We start from the raw sequence: 24,180 nt of genomic DNA, 5'->3' as shown, positions 1-24,180 counted from the left end.
TTTAGTGATTTTAGTTGTGATATTAAGCAGGTCACTATAATATAAAGAGGTACATTACAGGAAGGGATGTTTTACAATATGTTAGATAAATTAGATGCACTTTCTATCAATACAATTCGTACATTATCGATTGATGCAATTGAAAAGGCTAATTCTGGTCATCCGGGAATGCCAATGGGTGCAGCCCCGATGGCGTATAAACTTTGGACTGAATATATGAATCATAACCCTAAAAACCCTGATTGGTTTAATAGAGACCGTTTTGTTCTTTCTGCTGGTCATGGATCTATGCTGTTATACAGCCTTCTTCATTTGTCAGGGTATGGCTTATCCATCGATGATTTGAAGAATTTCCGCCAATGGGGTAGCAAAACTCCTGGACATCCGGAGTTCGGTCATACAGCTGGAGTTGATGCGACCACAGGACCACTAGGACAAGGGATTGCAATGGCAGTAGGGATGGCGATGGCAGAACGTCACTTGGCTGAAAGTTACAACCGTGATTCTTATAATGTGGTTGATCATTATACATATAGCATTTGTGGAGATGGAGATTTAATGGAAGGCGTATCTGCAGAAGCCGCTTCATTAGCTGGACATCTTCAGCTTGGAAGACTTGTTGTTTTATATGATTCAAACGATATTTCACTTGACGGCGATTTAAGCCAATCATTTAGTGAAAGTGTAGCTAACCGTTTCAAATCGTATGGCTGGCAATATCTGCGCGTAGAAGATGGAAACGATCTTCAGGAAATTGCGAAGGCAATTGAAGAAGCAAAGACTGACGATGCACGTCCAACATTAATAGAAGTGAAAACCGTAATCGGTTATGGTTCACCAAACCGTTCTGGTAAGTCTGCTGTTCATGGTGCGCCGCTTGGTGCAGATGAGTTGAAACTGACTAAGGAAGCATACAAATGGACATTTGAAGAGGATTTCTATGTTCCTGAAGAAGTGTACTCCCACTTTAATGAAGCTTGCGTCGAAGCAGGCAGTAAAAAAGAAGAAGCTTGGAACGAACTGTTTAAAAATTACAAAGAAGCACATCCTGAGTTAGCTGAACAATTAGTGCTGGCTATAAAAGGTGAATTACCTCTGGAGTGGGACCAGGAAATTCCGGTCTACGAAGAAGGAAAAACATTAGCTTCCCGAGCTTCAAGTGGAGAAGTCCTAAATGCGATTGCCAAAAAGGTTCCTAGCTTTATTGGTGGTTCAGCAGATTTAGCCGGATCTAATAATACAGCCATTAAAGGTGAGACAGATCTATTACCGGGTAATTATAGTGGACGTAACATTTGGTTCGGTGTTCGTGAATTCGCTATGGGAGCAGCTTTGAATGGGATGACCCTTCATGGTGGTTTAAAAGTGTATGGCGGAACTTTCTTCGTATTCTCTGATTATTTACGCCCAGCTATACGTATGGCAGCATTGATGGGTCTTCCTGTTACGTATGTATTTACTCATGACAGTATTGCTGTAGGGGAAGACGGACCGACACATGAGCCTATTGAACAATTAGCTTCATTGCGGGCAATGCCGAACCTTGGGGTAATCCGTCCGGCTGATGGTAATGAAACAGCAGCAGCTTGGAAAGTGGCGATGGAGTCAACTAACAAACCGACTGCCCTTGTTCTAACACGTCAAGGATTGCCAACGATAAAAAACACTTCTGAAACTGCTTATGAAGGTGTTTCAAAAGGGGCTTACATTATATCTGCTTCTAATAAAGATGAAGCGGATGCATTACTTCTTGCGACTGGCTCTGAAGTAAACCTGGCTGTTGAAGCACAGAAAGCATTAGCATCAGAAGGAATTGAAGTTTCTGTTATCAGCATGCCATCATGGGATCGTTTCGAAACTCAATCTAAAGAATATAAACAAAGTGTAATCAACCCGGCTGTTAAGAAACGTCTAGCAATCGAAGTGGCTTCACCGTTTGGTTGGGATCGTTATACTGGCGATGAAGGCGAAATCTTGGCAATTAATCATTTCGGTGCCTCTGCACCAGGTGGTAAGATCATGCAAGAGTTCGGATTCACTGTAGAAAATGTAGTTGCTCGTGTGAAAGAAATGCTTAAATAAAATTCGGAACTGACACCAAACTAGTTTGGTGTCAGTTTTTTTATCGAATCTTCTTAAAGCATGTTGAAAGTGCCCATTATTTACGGTAAATCTTCTATTCGACAAAAAAAGAAAAATATTTCTCCAGCAAACAACATATCTTGTTGGTTTGTCAATATATAATAAGAATAAATAATTTTCGTTTAAATATGTCAATTAAAGGGGAGTAGCCATTATAATATAGAAAATAATGGCGGGTTATCGAAAAATAAAAATGTTCTGGTTTCCAAAATAGGAATGCTAGGAGGCATTGGCTAATGAGAACCTATCAAATTTTTTAATCGAAGATGAATTTGCCCATCATTATTATGGAAGAGAAAAGCTATTTTTCAATTTGTTTTTGGAGTATATTCAAGCAAGGGGCAGACTGAAGAGTATTTTGCAAAAACAAATCGAATTTGTCACCAAGACAGTCCCTATTATCCAATTGCAGGTAGCCATTGAACAGCGTTTGCAAAAAAAGATGAATTTTTGGTCTCAGAATGGAAAATACTATCTAGAAAAAACGAGTGGATCAAGCAAAGCAGTATTAACCATCCATGATGATTCTATTACCCTTAAAGCTGATGGAGACTATGAAGCGGAGACAGCATTCTTTGAATGTATTCGCAAATACGAAGCGAGTTTTCTGGCCATTGATTTTGAACACGAAAAATATGGTTGGTTAAAACCGATAAAAGAAAGAAAATTTGTCTAAATGGGGGACTTTTCAGTAGCGGGTATTGTATAATAACCTTTGGTCTAGTACACTGATGTTAGACAACATGAAGGAGGAAATAGTATGTGGGTTTACATTCTAGTTGGCGTACTGGCATTGATTGCTGGAGTAGTGCTGGGATTTTTCATCGCTCGTAAATACATGATGGATTACTTAAAGAAAAATCCGCCAATTAACGAACAAATGTTGAAAATGATGATGATGCAAATGGGTATGAAACCATCCCAAAAGAAAATTAATCAAATGATGAGCGCCATGAATAAACAACAAACAAAGTAAACCTTTAACTTTAGGGTTTATCAATTGATTGATAGCAATTATAAGATAAGCAAATCATAAACTACCTTATAGAGTGAAACTTTCATCATAAATGGCTATTGTTTTTGCTTTATCTTTTATCAGACTAATTCGAAACCTCTTTCTCTGACTGAAACTAAATCAGAGAGAGGGGTTTTTTTGTGTTGTTCGTGGATTATGCCAAGAAAGGGTTTACCGAGAAAATCTTGAAGAACAAAAAGCAAGAAATTAAACAGTTGAAGAATTTCCTGTAAAAGAGCTATTACTGAATTAGAAAGTATAACTACTCATGACTTAAAGGCATATATAAGGGTGAAACAAAAAGCAGGTTACAACCTCAAAGTATCGTTTCTATGTTTAAGATGATTAAGGCATTTTTGAGTTGGTGTGAGCGAGAGGAATATATAAAGGTAAACGTTGCGACAAAGGTTGAAGCTCCAAAAGTACCACGGAAATTGTTGAAGGGTTTCACTGCTAAAGAAATGGAGGCGACGATGGAGGCCTCTTTCTATAAAAAAACTATCTGGAAACTAGAAACAAAGCCATACTAGTAGGCTGTGGACTGAGGTCAATGGAGATTAAAGGTTTGCGGTCAGAGAATGTACGAGAAACATTTATCTTAGTTAATGGTAAAGGGCAAGGAAAGAATGGTTTTGATCAGTCCTAATCTTAATTAAATACGAAAGGATCAAGAAGGAATAATTCGATGATAGTGATACCACTAATATTTATTTTTTATCCTACACAGGGGTGTCTCATGTGGCTTTAGACAATGTAAATGGAGATAGTGATACAACTTTTAAGAAACTGAAAATTATTATTAATGAAGGAGCAACCATTGTTAAGCCAACCTCATGCAAGGGATGTCTACTAACTGATGAAAGTAAACCTATAAGTGTAACCATTTCACTTTAGGGGGAGTTACAGGTTGCATTTCATGCTTTCAGTCTCAATTTAAAATTAGTTAATCCTAAAATAATCCAAATTTCATCAACTGTATTTACACTCAAGTTGCCTAGCAAAACAACATACGGTTGTCAGTCTATCAAAATTCTTAAAAAATGAGATGCCCAAAGAAACTTATTTAAGTCTGTGGAGAAAAAGCTAAATGAGAGCATGATTCAGCGGGAAGGGAGTATTCGCAAGGCTGCAAGGTATTGGGCGTTACTATAAGACATTAATCCGCAAAATGAAAAAACACGGTCTTAAACCTCTAGTCAGGGGGGAAGTCTCGCCTGCAACCCTGCCATTCACACTGAAGAAAGCTAGTTCCTTATTTGGACTATAGCTAATATCGATTTCATCTTTGCAACTCAAAAATATTATCCAGGCAATAGCTTCAACACAAGATGATGGTAAGGCTAAGAAAGCAAGAATGTATGCGGGTTTCCTTGTAATTACCCATTGGTATCATTGCAGCCTTGATTGGGATGAATGCCTCAATCGTTTTTCAAAACATCTCGCTAACAGAAGAAACGCTGCTGTCTTTGGGACAGTTGCAGTTTCAACAATTTGGTCGGCAATCCCATTTTTAATAAAGATAATAATGACAAGGAATCTCTGAATTTTCACGATTTGCTACAATTTTTATGGGACTGATTCCAATCCCATTATCGATCTTTGCACGAGAAATATTAAGTACGGTCTTCATTGCTAGACTCTGATTCCAACAATTCGGTAAACAATCACAATGACATATACATCAAGGGGATTTGAAACGGTTTTGCCATTCATTAGTACAGCCAATTTCATATAAAAATCAGTCACTCATTTAGATATACATCTTTTAAATGACCGGAACGTACGACTTTAGTTTCTAAATACTTTTCATTATACTCGGAGATATCTCCCCATAACGGAACTCTCCCTGCAACATTGGCACCTGACTTTTGAAGGGCTGCTAATTTTCTCGGATTGTTGGTGATAAGAGTCACTGAATTGGACCGCAGTTTTTTTAACACTCGAATGGCGTCATCATAGTTACGAGCATCATCAACAAACCCAAGCTCCAAGTTCGCTTCCACCGTATCCAATCCATTTTCTTGCAGAACATAAGCCATGGCTTTACTAAATAAGCCGATGCCTCTTCCTTCGTGATTCGCTAAATAAAATAAAGCACCGGTTCCTTGAGCCGCAATCATTTTCATAGCCTGCTTTAATTGAAATCCACAATCACACCGTTTGCTGCCAAAAATATCGCCAGTATGGCAAATACTATGCATACGGATAAGGGCATCGGCAGAATGCTGAAAATCTCCATACAGTAACACACTGGATTGCTGCATTTCCGCTAAATTGGAAGAGGCCAAAGTTTCAATGATCTTTTCCGTATTATAAGAGCCGTCATCACAAAAATGACCTGCCATATTCTCACAACGTAACCAGCAATACCATTGGAATATGGTTGTTTCGCCTTCTAAGTTAACGGGTAATTTGATAGGGCCTACTAAATAAATGGATTTTTCACCACTTTTAATAACGTTAATTTTATCTTCTAATATCAAAGCCACTTTTTCATTAATCATATAAACTTCCTCCTGATGCTTCAAAATATTATTTTGGGCAATTTATACTACGCTTAACAGTTCTGTTCATATTGTACCCAATCCATTCTTTTGTGAATCTTTTGTTTTAATAAGAGGCAGGAAAGAATAATCTAACCGTTTAAAAGGTTTTTGGATGCTTTCTTTCCGAATTGTTTGAGCATATAGGCATCATCTACAAGTTGAAATAAACCCACGGGGCTGAGAAATAGAAAGAACACCTATGCTACGTGTTCAGACATGTAGTTTAATTTTGCAAAGAATGCTTATTTCGGAATAATAATACATCCATGGATTTACTATGGCCACTCTTTTACAATTAGAGAGAGATGATCTTCTTTGAGCTTTGAATCCTTCCGACTTTTGCGCGGAGTGAAGGATCCTATTTCAGACATTTCCATGACAGTTTCCCTTACGGTATATGCTCTAATCATGCCTTTTTCTTATCCAGGCTATGCCCTACCGGTAGTAGAGAAAGTATCTAGAGGTGAAATGGATTGTGATTTTAGTTAGTTTATAAACAATTATCACTTAAAGTAAAAATGGGCGATCAATTCCCCATTGATATAAAATCTTTTCTGGGAATATAATCCTAAAAATAAGAATAAAGATTGACAATCATCCATCATCATAATACGATATTTTACAGAATAAAAAGAATTATTCGTTTATTTTTTGTCGCAATTCCAAAACCGGGTTTTATATTATAAAACAAAAACCTCCTTGTATATACATATTATCCAAGCGTTAGCTCTGGCTTTTTCTTATTTTGGAAGCGCTGCCAATTATGGCGTTTTAAATATCAAGGAGGGATAAGGTATGGAAGCAAGAATAGAAACAAAGCAAGAAAAGCCATTAAATATTGGCCGGAAATTTCGCTGGACCGTCGTCATCTGGTTATTGATCGGAGGAATAATAAACTATCTAGATCGGGCTAACCTCTCCATTGCAGCTCCTGAAATGATGAAAGAACTCGGACTAAGCGTAACCGAAATCGGGTTATTGGGAACCTTTTTTTCTTGGAGTTATGCATTAATGCAGCTTCCTTCCGGCTGGCTGATCGATCGGTTCGGTACCAAAAAGGTGTATACAATCGCGCTTATTTGGTGGAGTGGTGCGACCATTTTAACGGGAGCTGTTCATAAAATGAGTTCATTTATTGCTGTACGGATTTTACTTGGAGTAGGTGAAGCACCTTGTTTTCCGACGATGGCTAAGATCACATCGTATTGGTTCCCTAAAAAGGAACGAGGCTTGGCGACTGGAATTTGGGATTCTTCGTCCAAATGGGGCCCAGCCATTGCACCGCCACTGCTCGTTTTCATTATGGTGACTTTTGGGTGGAGAGCACTGTTTTATATAACTGGTGTGATCGGCATTATATTCGCGATCGGTTTTGTGATTTTTTATAAAAATCCTGAAAAAAGTCAAAGACTATCCAAGGAGGAATTTGAATACATTAAGTCGGAAGGAGGTGGAGTGGAGCAAGGCATTCAATCATCAAAAATCAAATGGGGTTCGTTATTTAAATATCGAAGCGTATGGGGAATGATTCTGGGCTTCTTCTGTACCATCTGGATCTGGAATATTTTCCTTGTCTTCTTGCCCCTTTATTTGTTCGATGTCCATCATGTCTCACTAAAAGAAATGGGTATATATGCTGGTATCCCCTGGCTTGGCGGAATCTTTGGTAATATTTTCGGAGGATATCTTACTAAAAAATGGGTGGACAAGGGAATTACTACACCTATTAAAGCAAAGCGTGCCTTAATTAGTATATGTGCCATCTCGGCCGCCATTGTTGTATGTGCAGTTCCGCTTGTCAAAGGACTCGCTATTACCTTAACATTACTGACCCTTGCTCTTTGTTTTATTTCTGCCATTACAGGTAGTGCGTGGGCACTTGCTGGTGACATTGCCCCTCCTTCTATGGTTGCTTCCGTAGGTGCCATTCAGAATTTTGGCGGTTATTTTGGTGGAGCCTTTTCCCCCGTTGTGGCAGGCATGATTGTGGATGCAACTGGATCTTACTCCCTTGCCTTTATATCTGGCGGTTTAATCGCCGGATGCGCCGCAATCTGTTATTGGTTTATTGTAAAACATCCTATTCAAGAATAGTGTAACGAAGGAGGACATAAATTGATTCCAAAAGTGTATATAGCAAGACAAGTACCGGCTGAGGTGGAAGCATATATTTCGCAGTATTGCCAGTGTGAAAAATGGAATGGCCCTGAACCGATTACCCGAAGCCAGCTGTTAAAGCAAATTTCCGATGCTGACGGACTGCTCATCACCGGGGAAAAAATTGATGATGAATTTCTGGACCATGCACCAAACCTAAAGGCTGTCAGCAATATCTCAGTAGGCTATAACAACTATGATCTAGAGGCAATGAAAAAGAGAAACGTAATCGGTACGAATACACCGGATGTGCTCGATGAAACCGTGGCCGATTTAGCTTTAGCCTTAATGCTCTCAGCAGCCCGCCGCCTTCCGGAACTGGACAAGCTTGTAAAGGACGGCAAGTGGGGAAGTAAAGGCGATGAACCCCTCTTTGGCGTTGATGTTCATGGAAAAACATTGGGCATCATAGGTATGGGTAGGATTGGAGAATCTATTGCAAGACGAGGGAAATTCGGTTTTAACATGGAGATTTTGTATCATAACCGGCGAAGAAAACCAGAAGTAGAGGAAACGGTATGTGCAACCTATGCCTCTCTAGAGCACCTTTTGCGGGAATCAGATTTCGTTCTTTTAATGGTTCCTTATACCCCTGAGACGAAGAAGCTAATAGGACGGGAGCAATTCGCACTGATGAAAAAATCTGCAATCTTTATTAATACATCACGCGGCCAGACGGTGGACGAAAAGGCCCTAATCGAAGCACTGCAAAATAAGGAAATCCTTGCAGCTGGTTTGGATGTATTTGATCAGGAACCCGTAGCGCCTGACAATCCGCTCTTAACCATGCCAAACGTGGTAACACTGCCGCATATAGGTTCAGCTACTCATCAAACACGATATGATATGGCTATGCTAGCGGCGAAGAACCTTGTAGCAGCGGTTACAGGAAGGGAGATAGTGAATGTCGTTCCTGAATTGAAAGGACTTCAGTCACTTAAATAGTAAAATTGGTGCAAGGCACCAAAATGGAAATAGGAGATGTCCTCACAGGTATCTCTCATACCATTTATTATCCAATCTATTAGGCCACTTGGGATTTTTGAAATATATCCAATTTATTACGCATCGTTTTAAACGATCTTCCCGGCTCTTTATTACATGTAAGGATCGCGGTAATGATTAATGAGAAATACTGTTTTTCTAAGTTTCTCGAATGTTGGAACAAATTGGTCCACCTTGAAAAAATCGATAAATCAGCAAATAATGAGAAGACTTTAGATGGTGTTATAAAATGATTTTTTCTGATTGGACAGAGGAACCTTCCAGCTACTAATCTATTCTAGTAGGTAAATAATTGTAGTAAAGCATTAAAAGAAGATATTTGCTTATACACCATGATTTATTAATGGTGTATTTTTTTTGCATGAGGGCAATATTAATCATTGATTAAACGAAATTAATAAGAGTAGGTTTGTCTGTTGCATCAAGCATTATTCTCAAAAATAACATAGAAGATTTCGAAGGAGATGATCAATGAAAAGAATGAAATACGTAGTAGACAAATTCTCTAATTCCATCATTAGTTATTCGTAATAGTTGCGGATATTGAGAAAAAAGCTTATATCTCTAGATCAGGGAGTGTTCCTTCAGGGGAAAAATGGCTTGCAAACGCAAAAGTCAATCCAAGCATCCTAGCTAGTTGCGAACTGAAGCCGCTAGAGCCAAATAACCAAATCGGAATGTTTAAGCCATTTCCCGGTATAGCTTTTACATACATTTTTTCAGAAGCTAAAGCTGGATTACGCTGCCAGTTGTTCTGAAAACTCTTGACCATTAATTTGACGGACACGTCTTAGAGCATATGCAGTACGTTGATCAGTACCAGGAGCTCGCCCAAGTCCCAAATCAATTCGACCAGGAAACAAGGATTCGAGCGTTCCAAATTGTTCTGCAATAACTAATGGAGCATAATTCCTCCTGAACCTACACGAATCTTTGAAGTACCTGCTGCTACATGTCCAATCACTACCGATGTAGCGGAACAAGCGATAAAGGGCATATTATGATGTTCAGCCAGCCAGAAACGATTATACCCTAAGTTCTCACATGTCTTGCAAGATTAAGTGTATTTCTTTAAGATTGAGCAGGATTTCCTCCAAGTACAATGGGAGAAAGATCGCATGGAAAAGGGAATATCTTTTATTCGTTTCGAACGAATATTATTAGAGTCACTCAATAAATTCAACTTCTTTCTATAAAAAAACTTGATGTTACGGAGGATGGAAGGGTGTTACTCATTTAGCCCCCGAAACAAAAAAACATTCTAACAGTTGTTCTTATTGTTTCAAAAAAAACGATTTGATTAAATAAAAACCTGATAAAATAAAGTTAGGCATAAAATAGAGATAATCATTAGTGAGTTTTTTAGTTGACATAGTTAACTGTAAATATTAAAATTACAGTAATCTTCTTGAGGAGGATGCGAAAAAAGTGAATAGTGATTTTACAATAGCTGTGCATAGTTTAGTCTATTTAGCATATTTACCAGATCATATGGCAAGCAGTGAGTCTATCGCAGAAAACGTTTGTACAAACTCAGCTAGAATACGTAAAATGATGAGTTGCTTACGAAATAATGGATTTGTTAAGACAAAAGAAGGTGTGGGCGGCGGCTATATTCTTGACTGTAACCCTCAAGAGATAAGTTTGGCTGATATTTATATTGCAGTCTCACATGGAACCCTGAAACCAAATTGGTGTACAGGTGATCCGAAAAAAAAATGTGTTATATCGTCTAATACCCAGATGGTTATGGATCAAATATTCGATGAAGCTGAATTATATTTTGAAAAATATTTAGAGAATATTACCCTTAGCACTTTTTTGGAAAAAATTAAACAATGTCCTTGATATTGATTTAGTTTTTTCTTTTATGCTTACTGTATATTTTATTTTTACAGTTAAAAGCTTTTAAATTGAACTGTGACTAAACATTTAAGGGGTGTATTTATAGAGATGGCCGATAAAATTCGATTTGAAAATGGGGATTGGGTACAGGGAAGGTCCAGAGAAGGAGAACTTATCCACGGCTTTGTTGAAATAGTTAACTCTAATCGAGAAATTGTAAAAGTGAATGTGGTGGAAAGTGACAATGAAAAAGCGGTTGGAAAATCGATTTGGATTCCAAGTAAATGGACTGAAAAGCTTCCCGATTTATCAATTAGTAACGAAGCTCATCTTTTAACATTAATTGATTTGGCCTTACTTTCAAAAGATGAGGCGTGGTTTATGGAATTGTCCGAAAAATTAGCATCTATTAAAAAACATCCAAAAATGATTACTAGAAAATCTGAGGTTCTTATCCCAGAAAATAGGATTGGAAATCTGGATGTAAATAGATAAAGTAATTAAAAATATAGATTGATATTTTAATGGATAATATTAGAGGGGGAAATGATTATGTCAATAATGCATGTAACAGATCAAACTTTTGCTAGTGAAATTAAAGAAGGTTTAGTGTTAGTTGATTTTTGGGCTCCTTGGTGCGGACCTTGTAAAATGATTGCGCCAGTGCTTAATGATATCGATGTTGAAATGGGTGATCAAGTTAAGATTGTTAAGCTTAATGTAGATGAAAATGGAGATACTACAAGAAAGTATGGAGTCATGGGTATTCCAGCACTTATTCTTTTCAAAGATGGAGAAATAGTGGATCAGGTAGTAGGCTATCAGCCTAAAGAAGCTTTAACAGAATTAATTGCAAAGCATGCATAATTTGATTCTGATATACAAGTTATTACCTGGATCTGTTCATTCCACTGCACAAGAAAAAAATATAGCCAATCTTAACCAATACCTGTCACATGGTGAGATAACATAATTAAAATGGAGGAATACAACTAATGAATTCTAAATTTACACCATTATTTGAATCGTTTAATTTAGGAAAAGAGGTACATTTAAAGAATCGATTGGTTATGGCACCAATGACAAACTTCTCTTCGAATCCTGACGGTACAGTTACCGATGCTGAAATTAACTATTATGAACGCAGGTCAAGCGGCGTGGGTATGGTTATTACAGCATGTACCTATGTCACGGCAAATGGTAAAGGATTTCATGGTGAATTTGGCGGTGATCGGGATGATTTGCTTCCGAGCTTACGACGCTTAGCGTTAGCGATTAAAGCGAAAGGGGCAAAAGCAATTTTACAAATTTTCCATGGCGGCCGCGAGGTTCCACCTGAATTAGTACCAAATGGCGATGTTGTAAGTGCCAGTAATATTCCTTCACAAGGCGATGGTAAACCTGTTCCACGTCCACTTTCTGAAACAGAAATTAAATCGATTATTACTGATTTTGGAGAAACCACTCGACGTGCTATTGAAGCAGGATTTGATGGTGTCGAAATTCATGGTGCCAATGGATACTTACTTCAGCAATTCTTTTCACCGCATTCTAACCGTCGAGAAGACATGTGGGGTGGAAGTCTAGAAAAACGTCTAACTTTTCCAATAGCAGTTGTAGATGAAGTGAAAAAGGCAGTTGCTAAACATGCCAAAGAGCCGTTCATTGTAGGATATCGCTTTTCACCAGAGGAGCCAGAAACACCTGGAATCACTATGGATGATACACTGGTATTAATAGATGCCCTGGCAAAAAAAGATCTTGATTATCTTCATGTTTCATTAATGGATTTCTGGTCAACAGCTAGACGAGGAGCCGAGGCTAACCGTCCTCGAATAGAAATCATAAAAGATCGTGTAGGGGATCGAGTTCCTGTCATAGGTGTCGGTTCCATCTATACAGCAGATGATGCGATCAAAGCTCTTGAAACAGGGGTTCCTTTAATCGCATTAGCCCGTGAACTCATTATTGATCCTGACTGGGTTCAAAAAGTGGAGCAAGGCAGAGAAACAGAAATTGTTACTAAAATAAACAAGAATAATCAGCAGCAACTGGATATTCCAGATCCATTATGGCAAGTGATTATCAATTCTCCAGGATGGTTTCCAGGTGTTGAATAAAGCATAGTGGTATACCGAGTTACCAATTCATATAGCTAAACAAAAGGGCTGTCGTAAATACTCGACAGCCTTTTTGTTTAGCGGAAACCCAGATGAGAGTAGGGATTTTTTATACAGAAATTATCCCCAATACATTATTGAAATTGTGCCAAAAAGTATAGTGTGGACAAAAAATTAGAATTAATATAAAAATAAGGATAACTCAAAACAAACAATCTCCTCAGGCTGTTATAGCGGCAGGAAATAAATATAGGCTATATGATTACTTAGGGAAGTTAGTTCTTATGAGTTATCCTCATATTTGATTAATTGAAATTAAATCTCTCTTTAAAATGGAAATCTAATTCAAATAGATTGTTTTCATCTGTTAAATATTTATAATCGATATAGGTTTTTTCTTTCTTTGGCATTTCATCTACAAAAGGCGAGTAAGTACGGAAAAACATTTTGTTTTTCTTTTCATCGAATTCTACAAGTCTCAGCCAGCCATTTCCTCCTCGGTAATTTGCTTGATAATTGACTAGCATTTGAATGACATCGTTCCCCGCTGCGTTTTGTTTGACTTGGTGTGCTATCCCAAAATAATGTCCATTAACCGTCATAAACACTTGGTTGTAATCCTTTATAAGTTCATCCCAGATCAGTCGGCCGTTAGTCGACTCAACGGCAACAGTTTTATTATTTTCAACCTCAGGATAAATAACATCATGAGAAACGATAATAGTCGGTTTATCTTTATGTTGATTTAAAACATCTTTTGACCATTGCAAGTCTTTTTGAAGATTTTTCATATCAACTATTAAGACTAAGTATTCATAGCTTCCTGCTTTAACAATTGCATAAGAGCCATATCCCGAATCAGAAGAGCCCTTATAGTATTTTTTATTCGCAAAACGTTGCGGTCCATAATATGTTAAGAATGGATCTCCGTCAGCATAGTCATGATTCCCTGCCGCCATCATATAAGGAATTTCTTTTTTATCTATATAGGAAATGGCTCTGAGGGAATTCTGCCATTGCACTTTTGAATTACTATCGACAATGTCTCCAACAAATGTGTTCATTACAATATTGTTCTTCTTAGTGTTTTTTGCAATCCAATTCATTTGGCTATTAAATATCTCTGGATTCTGGCTAGAATATTTTTGCGTATCTGGGACAAAAAGAAAATTATAATTATTTTTGTTTGTTAGAAATGGAATTCTATCATTTGTTCCTTTGAATGGTTCATCGTCTCGAGCACCTTGAACAAGCCATTCTTTTTCAGTCAAAGCCTCATTAGCAATTCGTATTTCTTGGATGTTACCTGCAAATAGTGCATCTAATTCATTTCCCCACTCAGATGCCCCGATATTCCAGCCTTTACCTTCTACAGCTGCAATCCCTACTACCTTTTCTGACTTTCCATAATCACTAATGCCATTTACAGTTAAAGTGGTCGTTTTACCGTCATTAACAACCGCCAAATGATACCATTCATCAGCATTTAAAGAACGAGACCAGTTTCCCACGTTATAGTTTAGATTAGAGGGATGACTTGTCCATTGAATTTCTTTATCACTAGATATAGATAATGTAGTAAGGATTTCTTTCTCGCCTTCCACTTTATTAAGATCAGCAGCCTGCCCTTGTCTTGTTAAAATTCCCATCCAGCTATGTAAACGGTCTTCAAAATTATATGGTAATTTAATTACAGCCTCGATTGTAAATCCTTTATCAAATTGCTCCTTATTAATAGGTGCTTCCTTTATTGTTTTGAAATATCTTCCTGAAGGGGCATTTTTGTAATTAGCGAATTGCAAGCTATCAACTTTTTCTTGATTATGATAATCTTCTTCAGACCATTTAATCATATTGTTTAATTCTGGCGTGGCTTGATCTCCAATCGTTACTAACTCTAAATCATTTCCTTGTTTACTTGCATCTTCAATAATTAAATTGCCTTTATCGATTGAACCGCTTTTCACATGTTGTTTCGAAAATTTCCAATCTGCCACGATATTACTTCGATCTTTTTCAGCAACAGAATTTGAGGCAGCTGCCGAATTAGCAAAACCAGGAGCAATCATACATAAGAGCGATAAACCAATAAATGCTTTTTTCATTCTCATAAAACATTCACCTCATTAAATTTTTATAACATAATAAAGGATATCAATTATAAATTTATTCTTTTATGAAAATAAGTAAACGTTTTGTAAAAAAAAAGCTGGTTCAGAAGGTTCTGCTTTTTACTGCCATCTGTGATAGTCCACTTAGTTCTTTATAACTTATTAGATGGAATGAATAAAATAATGAAAACTATAGGATTAAAAAAGACAGGTGATGAGAAGAAAGTCAAAGGAGACAAGGAATTATAAAGAAATATAGAGAAATTTAATATCAAATTTAGTTGCAGACTTTGGAAGAAAAATATAAGAAGTCAAATTAGCATTTGATTTGATTTTTTATTACAAAATAAGTAAGTTTAATGGCTAAGATGCACCAAACTGCCATCTATCATTCAGGGATATAAATAATATAAATAAAAATAATTAGAAGCAAAAACAGGGAGCGGGTTATTCCCCCACTCCGTTTTCTTATTGTAAAGAATGAATAGTGCATAGCCTAGAAGTTCAATGCATTATGGATTCTCTGCTTAATTCCTATATCCTTACAATTTCTATACTCTTAATCGTTCAACTTCTTTAATGGAAAAAGGTATTCATTGTTATATATATCTTTGCAAACCCTCTTAATCATAATTGTTAATATAATGTACAAAAAAAGCAAAATAACAATTGGTTATTTTTTCTGCTTCAGGTAACAAGCGTAATGTCGTATCTAAACGAATTGGTTTGCAACATTATTGATCCATTAAGAGAGGAAGTCGAGGGTAGTCCAATAGTACAGTTAGCGAATGACACTTTTCTAGAATTTATTGAAAAGATTGTGATACATAGTACACGTTCGAGAAAAAGAATAATGGTTAAATACAAAAAGGCCATAGAGTGTATTACATAATCAATGAATGATCTGTTTGTAATCACTAAACAAAATAAATGAAGAGGAGGAGATGACGGGATGCGACCATTCAAACCAGGAACGAAAGTTGAAACAAATGAAGCTTATTACAATCATTTAAAAGAAAGGCTTTGTTAAGTAGTATTGTTTTTCAGGTATAAAATATGGGAACGTCCGATTTGGACGTTCCCGTTCTTATTCCATTAAAGCCCCCTATAATGGAATAACTGTAAAGCTAATGAAGCTTTTTTAAAAACTGCGTTTCCCTGCCCAAGCTCCTTGCATTTTACTTAGGAATACAATTTGCCCAATATGATATGCGTCGTGCAATGCTAAACTCTTCAGTTCAAGCACTAATGATCTTTCTCCAGGGATCTGTCTATACATATCTTCATGTTCTGATTTTGCTAGTATTTTTTCAAGTTCACGATGAACATAAAAGTATTCTTGTTTTGTTTCCTTCCAATTTTGAAACGTCTCAGTTGGTAATCTAAATGTAGATTCATTATCTTCTGCCTGGGGTTCATTCACTGTTTCACCAAGAAATCGCATCAGAAGTCTCTTTTTATAGAAAAGTAAATGACAAACTAATTCCCAAATGGAATTCATTGCCCCCTCAACTGGTTTCCAAATTGCCTGTTCAAAAGTAATATCCTCTAGCACTTTTTCAAGTGGTGGAAACCAGTCTTCTTCATCTAAGCAGCTTGCCCATTGTTGTAACAAAAGTGTCTTTACATCCATTTTCTATTCCCTCCACTTTAATCCCTTTAATAGATAATCCCTTTGGTCAAAATTCATTTGCGGCGTGTTGTAGATAGCTCACTAATTAAGGTGTCATGCCAATTCCTTGTTCAATTAAACTGGCCCTTTAACGGAACAATGAACGTTCTGTTATTTGGAAAATTCTGATAATCTTAGTTTATCATAAGTTGTGTTAACTGAGAAAGAACAACTGTCTAAAACCATTTTGGTTATCGTAAAGTTATCTTTTATATGTTTGATGGTGTCTAAGAATTGGAACCAGCTCAAATAATGGTCTAGATATTTAGTCGCTACACCATTAAAACGCTCCATCCAGCTCTTTAAACGGCTGTGATAACTATTTATTACATTCTGGATGTGATAAATCCCTTTAACTCGCTCCCTACCATTTGCTTTAAAGCGATGATGCTCAATTCCTTTTTCTTTGGCATAAGTCATAACGCCCACCAAACATCCGTGCATAGAACATTTTGTATTGATAGCTTGGAACCTAACGCTTCGTCCAAACTCTTTTTTATAATACGCCCTTTTCCTATTGTTTTGGAAAACGTTCTCTTTTGGCGGTCTCTGGCTACAAGAACGCATACTTGGTCCTTACTTATTCCTCTAAGCTCCGAACTACCACCGCGTAACCTTGGTTTTCGACCTTGGATATTCCGTTTTCCTTTCTCTGAATAGAGGAAATAGGTTTCATCCATTTCTACTATGCCTTCGAAAAGTTCAAAATCCATCTGTTTCAATGCAGTTAGAATTTTATGCCTCCAATAAAAAAGCGTCACATAATGAGCACCAATGAGTTTAGCTGATTTCCGAAGGGAATACCCTTCAATCATACATTCGATGAACTGAAGCCATTTACTAGGAATATGAGTTCTGTGAAGAGGAGTGTTCGTCATATCTGTGAATGTTTTACCGCACTCTTTGCAGCGGTATCTTTGACGTTCAATGGTATTGATTGTAGTTTATACCTGATATTTACCGAAGCGAATGACATTAGTGGATTGACAATGGGTGCAGGTGTAGCCGTCTTTGTGTTTCTGTTCTAATACATCAGTGAATACAGACTATGTTTCTCCCGCACTCCCTAATGAGTTTGTCAAGAACTTCAATTTAAAGGGTGCTTTATTGGAATATATTGACTTGATTTTAATGTGAATGTTATAGTAATATGGTAAAATATTCATATAGAAAAGAGGAACAATATGATACACGAAATAGTATGGGGCAGTCCAGGAAGCCTATTATGTTTAGGCTTTTTCTTTGCGGGTCTTGGTGTTTTTATTAGATTATCGAATATTAAAGGGAAGAAGTGAAAGCTACTACTTCAAAAGATCATTAGTGTTTCGGTCTCTTTTAATCTCGCTTATACTTTGTGACCATTTACGGTAACAAAATGACTCTTAAACTATATACAATTTAACTAGTTAAAAAGAGCATCGAATATACGATGCTCTTTTATTTTTCCATCTAATACCTGTACTTATTAGGAAACACTTTATCGGTAAGGCTTTTCTGTTGACAGTATCTTGTTGATAATTACTTTTCTCGTTATCTTACCTTTACATTTACTTAAAACTTTAACAGAAGCTAAAATAATAGGGCATCAAGTGAGTATTGGCCAGCTCCTGTAATCGCTACACCAATCGCAACGGCAAGGATGGCAAGATTATATTCATAGCCATTTTGAGTTGACCAGTAGCCATTTGCTCCGTGAACTTTAACGATAGCAACCAGCATTGTAAGGGCAATTAAAATACCTGCGAGCGGTGTAAAAAGACCTAAAGCAAATAAAGCACCGCCAATAAGCTCTGATAGACCAGCAAATAGAGCCATTGTAACTCCCGGCTTCATACCAATTGAATCAAACCAGCCGCCGGTGCCCTTTAAACCATAACCTCCAAACCAGCCAAATAGTTTTTGTGCACCGTGTCCTACAAACGATAAACCAATTATTACCCGTATAACTAATAAACCTATTCCAATCATATTTAATTCCTCCTGGAAATATTTTTAGATATCTTTGATTCGAGATATATATGAAAAAAATATTTACATTAATAAATAACGAATCTTTGGACATTATCTCGAATTAAATTATCTTTAATTAAAGATAATAGTTTATTATCTTTTTGTCAAACATAATTTTAGCGCGATAATATTATTTACTAAACTCAAGGGGGCTATTTAGAAAAATCTTTTATCACACTTTTTTTGCTGTATTCGTTAACTAGTCATTATTAAATAAAACCATAAACTAGTTGTTCCAAAGCCTCGAAACAGCTTGTAGGAAAAATTGTTCAGGAACGATGAAAAAGAATAAAGGATAGTAGATAGTAGATAGAGGGGAGACTTTGTCAATCATTTTCAGTTCTAGTGAAAAATTGATGGAAATATTGAATGCTCCCAATAATATAATGTATTCTAGATCTTTCTTTAGCAGGGGTACTATAACAACATCATGAAAAGGAAGATATAGTCTAAATTAAGAATTAGATGAGAATTGTGAGGAACTGCTGAATCATTAGTTCTTAAAAGCGATACCATCTTCACCAGGGGAACAGGGGTGCATCATCATAGGCATACATCGTTAGAGAATCCTAGCGTATTTTATGGAATGTGAAAAGAATGAAAAGCACTAGAGAAACAAAAAGCGTTATCAACAGTATCGAAGTAATTCAGACGGTTAATTAGCACAAGCCAAGGTGTTTGATTAGAACTTCTTATAAGAATAAAAGAAAATTTAGATCACCAACTTGTAAGCCCTTTTCTGGTACTCGTTTACCTTGTTTTACGAGTGTGTCTGTAATTTCTATCGCCCACATGATACCATTCGGTCTGAGCATGGCATATATGAATCCACTGCAATCAAAATGACCTTTTTCAATATCTTCTGGTAATCGACCTGCTCCACATATTCGGAAGGATCTTATTCAATAGGAAAAGTCCTAAATAAACCGGGTGAGCTATTATTTGAGCGAAATAGCAAGTCAGATACCGTTACACATTCATAGCCATTTTTATATAAATAATCCAAAGTTGTTTCTAGTGCTTTTACAGTTTGGGGACGATCGGTCCAATCATGCAAGAGGATGATGTCACCTGCTCGTAAGGATTTAATAATATGATTCGAAATTTTATTAGCTGCAGGTCTTTTCCAGTCTTGTGGGTCTTGACTCCAGGACCAAAGAACAACTTTAAACCCTTTGTTAACAGCTGTATTAATGATTAAATCGTTATGATAGCCTCCTACAGGACGATATAGAGAAGGTTTATATTTGGCAATTTCCCAAATCACTTTATCTGTTTGATCTAATTCAGAGGATAATAAAACAGCACTCATATTTTTGTCATAAATATGATTATAAGTGTGATTAGCAATTTCATGACCTTCTTTTACTTCTCTCTCTAAAATATCGGGATAACTTTTCACTTTATTACCAGAAACAAAAAACGTTGCTCTAGCATTATATTTGGCCAGTATATCAAGGATTTGAGGGGTGTATGAAGGATGAGGGCCATCATCAAAGGTTATTGCAACGATTTTCTCCTGGGTATTCCCTTCCCAAATAACATTTCCTGTTTTTTCGTAAACTTCCCGACTAGCGGTTGTAGCTTGAATGTAATTACAGTCGTAAAAGTAAAAAAGCATGAAAACTGAAAAAGCCAAAAATAAAGTTCTCAAAATAATGCCCTCCTGTACATGTATTTACGACATAGTATATGGAGTTCAATTTTTTTTATTAAAATGAGCAAATTACTTCTTGGAAAGAGAAATTAGGGGAAAACAACAATTGTTTCATGATTCCTGTACCCGAAGATTCATCTATCTTAGCTGGATCCTCAGTTATTCTTGTTGTGGCAATCCTCGAATTGACTTCCATTTCGATATAGAAACATGAAAGTATGTAATATCTTATAATGAAACAAAAAATAGGCCTTAGCTTACAAAGACGGTTGCCTATTTTTTTATGATAATGGTTATAGAAAATGTTACTTAAGTGATTATTTACTAAGTGGAAATTGGAAGGGGAACACATAAAAGAGGGGGAGAATGACTGCTAGCAAAAAGCATATAATGAAAGAAGTATTATTAATAGGAGATAAACTGGTAAGAAATTAATGGGATAATTAAAAGTCTATACCAGTTTTATAAAAGAGCTCATTATACTTATTTAATAATTGATCAAGTCTGCTGGCTATATTCTATCGCAACCTTAGAGTTTAAGCCGTCTTTAGCGACAATATTGATAAGCTCATTTCTCTTTAATTCAATCTGTTCGAGAAACTCATTTTTTTCGCCATTTATATATCCTTCCTGTACCCAACTATTCTTAAGGTATCCTTTTATGAGCTAGTTGTAAATTTTGTATGAATATAACAATTATATAGGGTTGGTCTAATGAATTCAAATAAGTTACCTTAATGGTAATAAACAACAGTTTAACCTAATTTTTGTAATTTGGTTTTGAGTTTGTCATGAAATATTCACAGTTCCAAAAATGTATTTTTTTATCTTATTTGTTACAATGTTTATAGGTACTTACATAGGAGTGAGGGTTATTGAATGATATTAATATTTTCTTAGCTTTTGGAGCCGGTTTTTTGAGTTTTATATCTCCGTGCTGTTTACCGCTATACCCAGCTTTTTTATCTTATATCACTGGTATGAGTGTTGGTGAGATTAAATCAGAGAACGCCATGCTCCAAAGAAGGAGCATGTTGCATACTTTGTTCTTTCTACTAGGTTTTTCTTTGGTTTTTATTGCAATAGGGTTTAGCACTACATATCTAGGTTCTTTCTTCTCAAATTACAAGGAATTAATTCGTCAAATTGGTGCCATTTTAATTATCATTTTTGGGTTATTTATTGTGGGGGTCTTTCAACCAAAGTCCTTAATGAAAGATAGCCGTTTCGAGTTTAAAAACCGTCCTAGCGGATATATTGGTTCGATTTTGATTGGTCTTGCTTTTGCTGCTGGATGGACGCCGTGTGCAGGTCCTCTTTTGGGTGCTGTCATCACTTTAGGTGCAACCAACCCAGGCGCGGCCATGAGCTATATGACTGCTTATATATTAGGATTTGCCATACCATTTTTCATTTTATCCTTCTTTGTCGGAAAATTGAAATGGATTAAAACATACAGCCAATATATTATGAAAATTGGCGGATATTTAATGATTCTAATGGGCGTGATTTTATTTTTTAATTGGATGACCAAAATTATTGCAGTCCTATCTAGACTATTCGGGGGATTTACTGGGTTTTAGTCCATGGATAAGTTAATTTTTAAAAATATTTTAATAGGATATTCTGTCTGTGGTTCTTTATACCTATTCGTGTGTAAAATTACTTAAATTATCACATTAAATCATTTGATTTTAGGTCTTAAGTCAGATATCATATACTTATTATTGAAAATTATCATTACATTTCAATACGATTAGATTTCGCTTTCTGTTGTTTGAAATGAGGAGGAACGGCTATGGCCCGAATATTAGTAGTTGATGATGCTAAGTTTATGAGAATGACACTTTCGAATATATTATCAAAAGCAGAACATGAAGTAATTGGTGAAGGTGAGAACGGGAAAGAGGCAATAGAATTATTTCGTAAACTAAATCCCGATCTTGTTACAATGGATATAACAATGCCAATCATGAGCGGGCTAGATGCGGTTAAAGAAATTAAGAAAGATTTTCCTTACGCAAAGGTTATAATGTGCTCAGCGATGGGACAACAAAAAATGGTTTTCGAAGCTATTGAGGCAGGGGCAAAGGACTTTATTGTAAAGCCGTTTGACGAATGCCGAGTAGTAGATGCTATCAATAGGGTGCTTGATTAAAACACTCTCCTTGTTTATCTGATTTAGGTAATATATACTTTGTTTAATAATTGAAGTGATATAATTTTTCATGGTACTTACCTATTTTAGCTAAAAGGATGATAAAAATGATGATATATATATCAACAGGTATAGCGATTGTGATGGCTATGGGTGTTTTCATGTTTCGAATGAAGGAAACAAAAAAACCAGTGAATGAAAAAAAAATCATATTACCCCCACTCTTTATGAGTACGGGTGCTTTGATGTTTCTTTTCCCAATGTTTAGGGTCACTAGATACGAATTTCTAGAAGCTCTTGTAGCAGGGATGGTATTTTCTATCCTCTTAATTAAAACATCCAAATTCGAAGTTCGAAATGAACAAATTTATATTCTGAGGTCTAAAGCATTTATATTCATTTTAGTTGGACTAATGGTGATACGACTTGTTGCAAAGCTTATTCTGGGAAGTACAATTGAAGTTGGCGTGCTTAGTGGAATGTTTTTCCTTCTTGCTTTTGCGATGATTGTTCCATGGCGAATAGCGATGCTATACCAATACAAAAAAGTCAAAGCGGCTTACTTAAGCGAAAGTAATATGGTGTAAGTTTTAATTAAACTAAATATAACAAAAAACAACACCTGCCATTATGTCGGGTGTTGTTTTTGTACAATGGATTAGAAAAAGGAAATTAATTCAAAGAAACATGTCAGGTTTTCCTGTGCACGTTTTTTTTGATATTTTCAAGGCTGAATCGTTGGCGTGGGACGCCTGAGGTGATAACATAACTTTAATCACAAATAAAGGAGATGTTTAGTAAGATGGTAGATGAAGTCATTTTGGACGATGTATCACTGCATGTTACTGATTTTCATGCAGAAGTTATAAAAGATTCTGAAGGTAGAGAATTCAGAAAAGTCAGTTTTAATTTCGAGGTAACTAATAGTGAATATCATGATATAACAACACTTCTATATCAAATGGTATTTGATATAAAGATCCCTCAGTCAAACGAGGAATTTCGCGGAGAGATTTTTAACTATGCTACTTCGGTTACGAATCTTTATGAAGAAAATGCTGTGGGAGATTTTTCACTGGTCTTATTGGAAGTAAACGAACAAGAATGATTCTATTGCCAGCCTTGTAAAGAAATGGGTTACTGTCTATAATACATAGTAACAATTATTCTATACATATGAGGTGGTTCTTTGCTTGGAGGCTGGTTTTTATGGTTTATTCTATTTTGGGTAGCCCTATTAATAATTTTGATGAGCATCGGTGGCTTTTTCATGTTTCGGAAATTCTTAAAAAGGTTTCCTAAAGAGGATGGAAAATCCGATATGGATTGGGAAGAATATTATTTGGACCAAACAAAGCACTTATGGTCAAAGCAGCAAAAGGATTTACTTGAAGATTTAGTGAGCCCTGTACCAGAACTTTTTCGTGATGTTGCACGACATAAAATTGCTGGTAAAATCGGTGAATTGGCGTTAAAGGAAAAAGCGGGAGATATTACAGAAGATTTAGTAATTCGTGGCTATATCATTGCCACGCCCAAACGTGATCATAAATTTTTACAAAAAAAATTAGCTGAACGAAAAGTAAATATGAGTCCATATGAACATTTATTTAGCTGATATTAGGAGAAGGTAGACTCTTTAGAGTGTGCCTTTTTTTTGTTTGAAAAAAGATGTGCTTCAAATCATGGTAAAAATTAGAACGTTTGTACCCAATCCATGCTATCCTTTCAATTTTTGATAT

25 protein-coding genes and 2 pseudogenes are annotated in these 24,180 nt (G+C 36.2%); 17 read left to right on the top strand and 10 right to left on the bottom strand.

The window, feature by feature from the left end:
* Positions 1-78 precede the first annotated feature (78 nt).
* The 5 genes from tkt (at position 79) to JFU50_RS27595 (ending at position 4,051) form a co-directional block, all read left to right on the top strand.
* Positions 79-2,082 carry a transketolase gene (gene tkt / locus JFU50_RS27615; protein WP_201224947.1) on the top strand — a complete coding sequence of 668 codons (2,004 nt, stop codon included), beginning with the start codon at positions 79-81 and terminating at the stop codon, positions 2,080-2,082.
* 289 nt (positions 2,083-2,371) lie between these two features.
* Positions 2,372-2,818, top strand: coding sequence for a sporulation inhibitor of replication protein SirA (sirA, locus tag JFU50_RS27610; RefSeq protein ID WP_201224946.1), 447 nt, complete (start codon positions 2,372-2,374; stop codon positions 2,816-2,818).
* Between the two features lie 84 nt (positions 2,819-2,902).
* A complete protein-coding gene (locus JFU50_RS27605) occupies positions 2,903-3,118 on the top strand; it encodes a YneF family protein (protein ID WP_034312934.1) in 216 nt (71 codons plus the stop codon).
* 371 nt (positions 3,119-3,489) lie between these two features.
* Entirely contained in the window at positions 3,490-3,687 is a 198-nt protein-coding gene (locus tag JFU50_RS27600; protein WP_201254514.1) for a hypothetical protein, read from the top strand.
* Positions 3,688-3,895: 208 nt separating this feature from the next.
* Positions 3,896-4,051: a hypothetical protein gene (locus tag JFU50_RS27595; RefSeq protein WP_201181202.1), complete on the top strand. Its 156-nt coding sequence runs from the start codon at positions 3,896-3,898 to the stop codon at positions 4,049-4,051.
* A 495-nt stretch (positions 4,052-4,546) separates the two neighbouring features.
* Here JFU50_RS27595 and JFU50_RS27590 read toward each other — a convergent pair whose 3' ends face one another.
* Positions 4,547-4,708: a hypothetical protein gene (locus JFU50_RS27590; protein WP_201224944.1), complete on the bottom strand. Its 162-nt coding sequence runs from the start codon at positions 4,706-4,708 to the stop codon at positions 4,547-4,549.
* Between the two features lie 191 nt (positions 4,709-4,899).
* Positions 4,900-5,661 carry a GTP cyclohydrolase II gene (locus JFU50_RS27585; protein WP_201224943.1) on the bottom strand — a complete coding sequence of 254 codons (762 nt, stop codon included), beginning with the start codon at positions 5,659-5,661 and terminating at the stop codon, positions 4,900-4,902.
* A gap of 381 nt (positions 5,662-6,042) precedes the next feature.
* On the opposite strand from JFU50_RS27585, the gene JFU50_RS30495 reads away from it, so the two are divergent.
* From JFU50_RS30495 to JFU50_RS27575, 3 genes are all read left to right on the top strand, one after another.
* Complete coding sequence (locus JFU50_RS30495) at positions 6,043-6,192, top strand: hypothetical protein (RefSeq protein WP_207198842.1); 150 nt, start codon at positions 6,043-6,045, stop codon at positions 6,190-6,192.
* Between the two features lie 306 nt (positions 6,193-6,498).
* Positions 6,499-7,797: an MFS transporter gene (locus tag JFU50_RS27580; protein WP_201181198.1), complete on the top strand. Its 1,299-nt coding sequence runs from the start codon at positions 6,499-6,501 to the stop codon at positions 7,795-7,797.
* Positions 7,798-7,818: 21 nt separating this feature from the next.
* Positions 7,819-8,805: a 2-hydroxyacid dehydrogenase gene (locus tag JFU50_RS27575; protein ID WP_201224942.1), complete on the top strand. Its 987-nt coding sequence runs from the start codon at positions 7,819-7,821 to the stop codon at positions 8,803-8,805.
* A 619-nt stretch (positions 8,806-9,424) separates the two neighbouring features.
* Here the strand turns inward: JFU50_RS27575 and JFU50_RS27570 are convergent.
* Positions 9,425-9,985: pseudogene (locus tag JFU50_RS27570) on the bottom strand (MsnO8 family LLM class oxidoreductase); the annotation flags it as partial.
* A 308-nt stretch (positions 9,986-10,293) separates the two neighbouring features.
* Between JFU50_RS27570 and JFU50_RS27565 the strand changes: the two are divergent.
* The 4 genes from JFU50_RS27565 (at position 10,294) to JFU50_RS27550 (ending at position 12,830) form a co-directional block, all read left to right on the top strand.
* A complete protein-coding gene (locus JFU50_RS27565) occupies positions 10,294-10,713 on the top strand; it encodes an RrF2 family transcriptional regulator (protein ID WP_056523814.1) in 420 nt (139 codons plus the stop codon).
* 105 nt (positions 10,714-10,818) lie between these two features.
* A complete protein-coding gene (locus JFU50_RS27560; RefSeq protein ID WP_201224941.1) occupies positions 10,819-11,205 on the top strand; it encodes an IDEAL domain-containing protein in 387 nt (128 codons plus the stop codon).
* A gap of 57 nt (positions 11,206-11,262) precedes the next feature.
* A complete protein-coding gene (gene trxA / locus JFU50_RS27555) occupies positions 11,263-11,577 on the top strand; it encodes a thioredoxin (protein ID WP_098174818.1) in 315 nt (104 codons plus the stop codon).
* Positions 11,578-11,705: 128 nt separating this feature from the next.
* Positions 11,706-12,830: an NADH-dependent flavin oxidoreductase gene (locus tag JFU50_RS27550; RefSeq protein ID WP_201224940.1), complete on the top strand. Its 1,125-nt coding sequence runs from the start codon at positions 11,706-11,708 to the stop codon at positions 12,828-12,830.
* 305 nt (positions 12,831-13,135) lie between these two features.
* On the opposite strand, the gene JFU50_RS27545 is transcribed toward JFU50_RS27550, so the two are convergent.
* The 7 genes and pseudogenes from JFU50_RS27545 to JFU50_RS32075 form a co-directional block, all read right to left on the bottom strand.
* Positions 13,136-14,941 carry a LamG-like jellyroll fold domain-containing protein gene (locus tag JFU50_RS27545; protein ID WP_242489113.1) on the bottom strand — a complete coding sequence of 602 codons (1,806 nt, stop codon included), beginning with the start codon at positions 14,939-14,941 and terminating at the stop codon, positions 13,136-13,138.
* Between the two features lie 1,141 nt (positions 14,942-16,082).
* Positions 16,083-16,574 carry a DinB family protein gene (locus tag JFU50_RS27540; RefSeq protein ID WP_201224939.1) on the bottom strand — a complete coding sequence of 164 codons (492 nt, stop codon included), beginning with the start codon at positions 16,572-16,574 and terminating at the stop codon, positions 16,083-16,085.
* 150 nt (positions 16,575-16,724) lie between these two features.
* Positions 16,725-17,656, bottom strand: a pseudogene (locus JFU50_RS27535) (IS1595 family transposase); the annotation flags it as partial.
* Positions 17,657-18,182: 526 nt separating this feature from the next.
* A complete protein-coding gene (locus tag JFU50_RS27530; RefSeq protein WP_201181186.1) occupies positions 18,183-18,581 on the bottom strand; it encodes a DoxX family protein in 399 nt (132 codons plus the stop codon).
* Positions 18,582-19,315: 734 nt separating this feature from the next.
* The gene (locus tag JFU50_RS32080) at positions 19,316-19,480 is read right to left on the bottom strand and encodes an NlpC/P60 family protein (protein ID WP_446728195.1); all 165 of its coding nucleotides are present in this window, start codon (positions 19,478-19,480) and stop codon (positions 19,316-19,318) included.
* 41 nt (positions 19,481-19,521) lie between these two features.
* Positions 19,522-20,244: a polysaccharide deacetylase family protein gene (locus JFU50_RS27520; RefSeq protein WP_201225209.1), complete on the bottom strand. Its 723-nt coding sequence runs from the start codon at positions 20,242-20,244 to the stop codon at positions 19,522-19,524.
* Positions 20,245-20,778: 534 nt separating this feature from the next.
* Complete coding sequence (locus JFU50_RS32075) at positions 20,779-20,868, bottom strand: Spo0E family sporulation regulatory protein-aspartic acid phosphatase (RefSeq protein WP_446728194.1); 90 nt, start codon at positions 20,866-20,868, stop codon at positions 20,779-20,781.
* Positions 20,869-21,155: 287 nt separating this feature from the next.
* On the opposite strand from JFU50_RS32075, the gene JFU50_RS27510 reads away from it, so the two are divergent.
* From JFU50_RS27510 to JFU50_RS27490, 5 genes are all read left to right on the top strand, one after another.
* Positions 21,156-21,863, top strand: a complete 708-nt coding sequence (locus JFU50_RS27510; RefSeq protein WP_053345525.1) for a cytochrome c biogenesis protein CcdA — start codon at positions 21,156-21,158, stop codon at positions 21,861-21,863.
* A gap of 215 nt (positions 21,864-22,078) precedes the next feature.
* Positions 22,079-22,438 (top strand): response regulator, encoded by a 360-nt coding sequence (locus tag JFU50_RS27505; protein ID WP_201181183.1) that lies wholly within the window; start codon positions 22,079-22,081, stop codon positions 22,436-22,438.
* A 107-nt stretch (positions 22,439-22,545) separates the two neighbouring features.
* Positions 22,546-23,025, top strand: coding sequence for a CcdC family protein (locus tag JFU50_RS27500; RefSeq protein WP_223305315.1), 480 nt, complete (start codon positions 22,546-22,548; stop codon positions 23,023-23,025).
* Positions 23,026-23,240: 215 nt separating this feature from the next.
* Positions 23,241-23,546 carry a DUF3219 family protein gene (locus JFU50_RS27495; RefSeq protein WP_053345529.1) on the top strand — a complete coding sequence of 102 codons (306 nt, stop codon included), beginning with the start codon at positions 23,241-23,243 and terminating at the stop codon, positions 23,544-23,546.
* An 81-nt stretch (positions 23,547-23,627) separates the two neighbouring features.
* Complete coding sequence (locus tag JFU50_RS27490) at positions 23,628-24,056, top strand: DUF2621 domain-containing protein (RefSeq protein ID WP_053345530.1); 429 nt, start codon at positions 23,628-23,630, stop codon at positions 24,054-24,056.
* The last annotated feature ends 124 nt before the right edge of the window (positions 24,057-24,180 follow it).

Source organism: Peribacillus sp. TH14 (assembly GCF_016651145.1).
Lineage (GTDB): Bacteria > Bacillota > Bacilli > Bacillales > DSM-1321 > Peribacillus > Peribacillus butanolivorans.
Note: the sequence above shows the minus strand (reverse complement) of the source record. Positions and strands in the feature narration are given on the sequence as shown.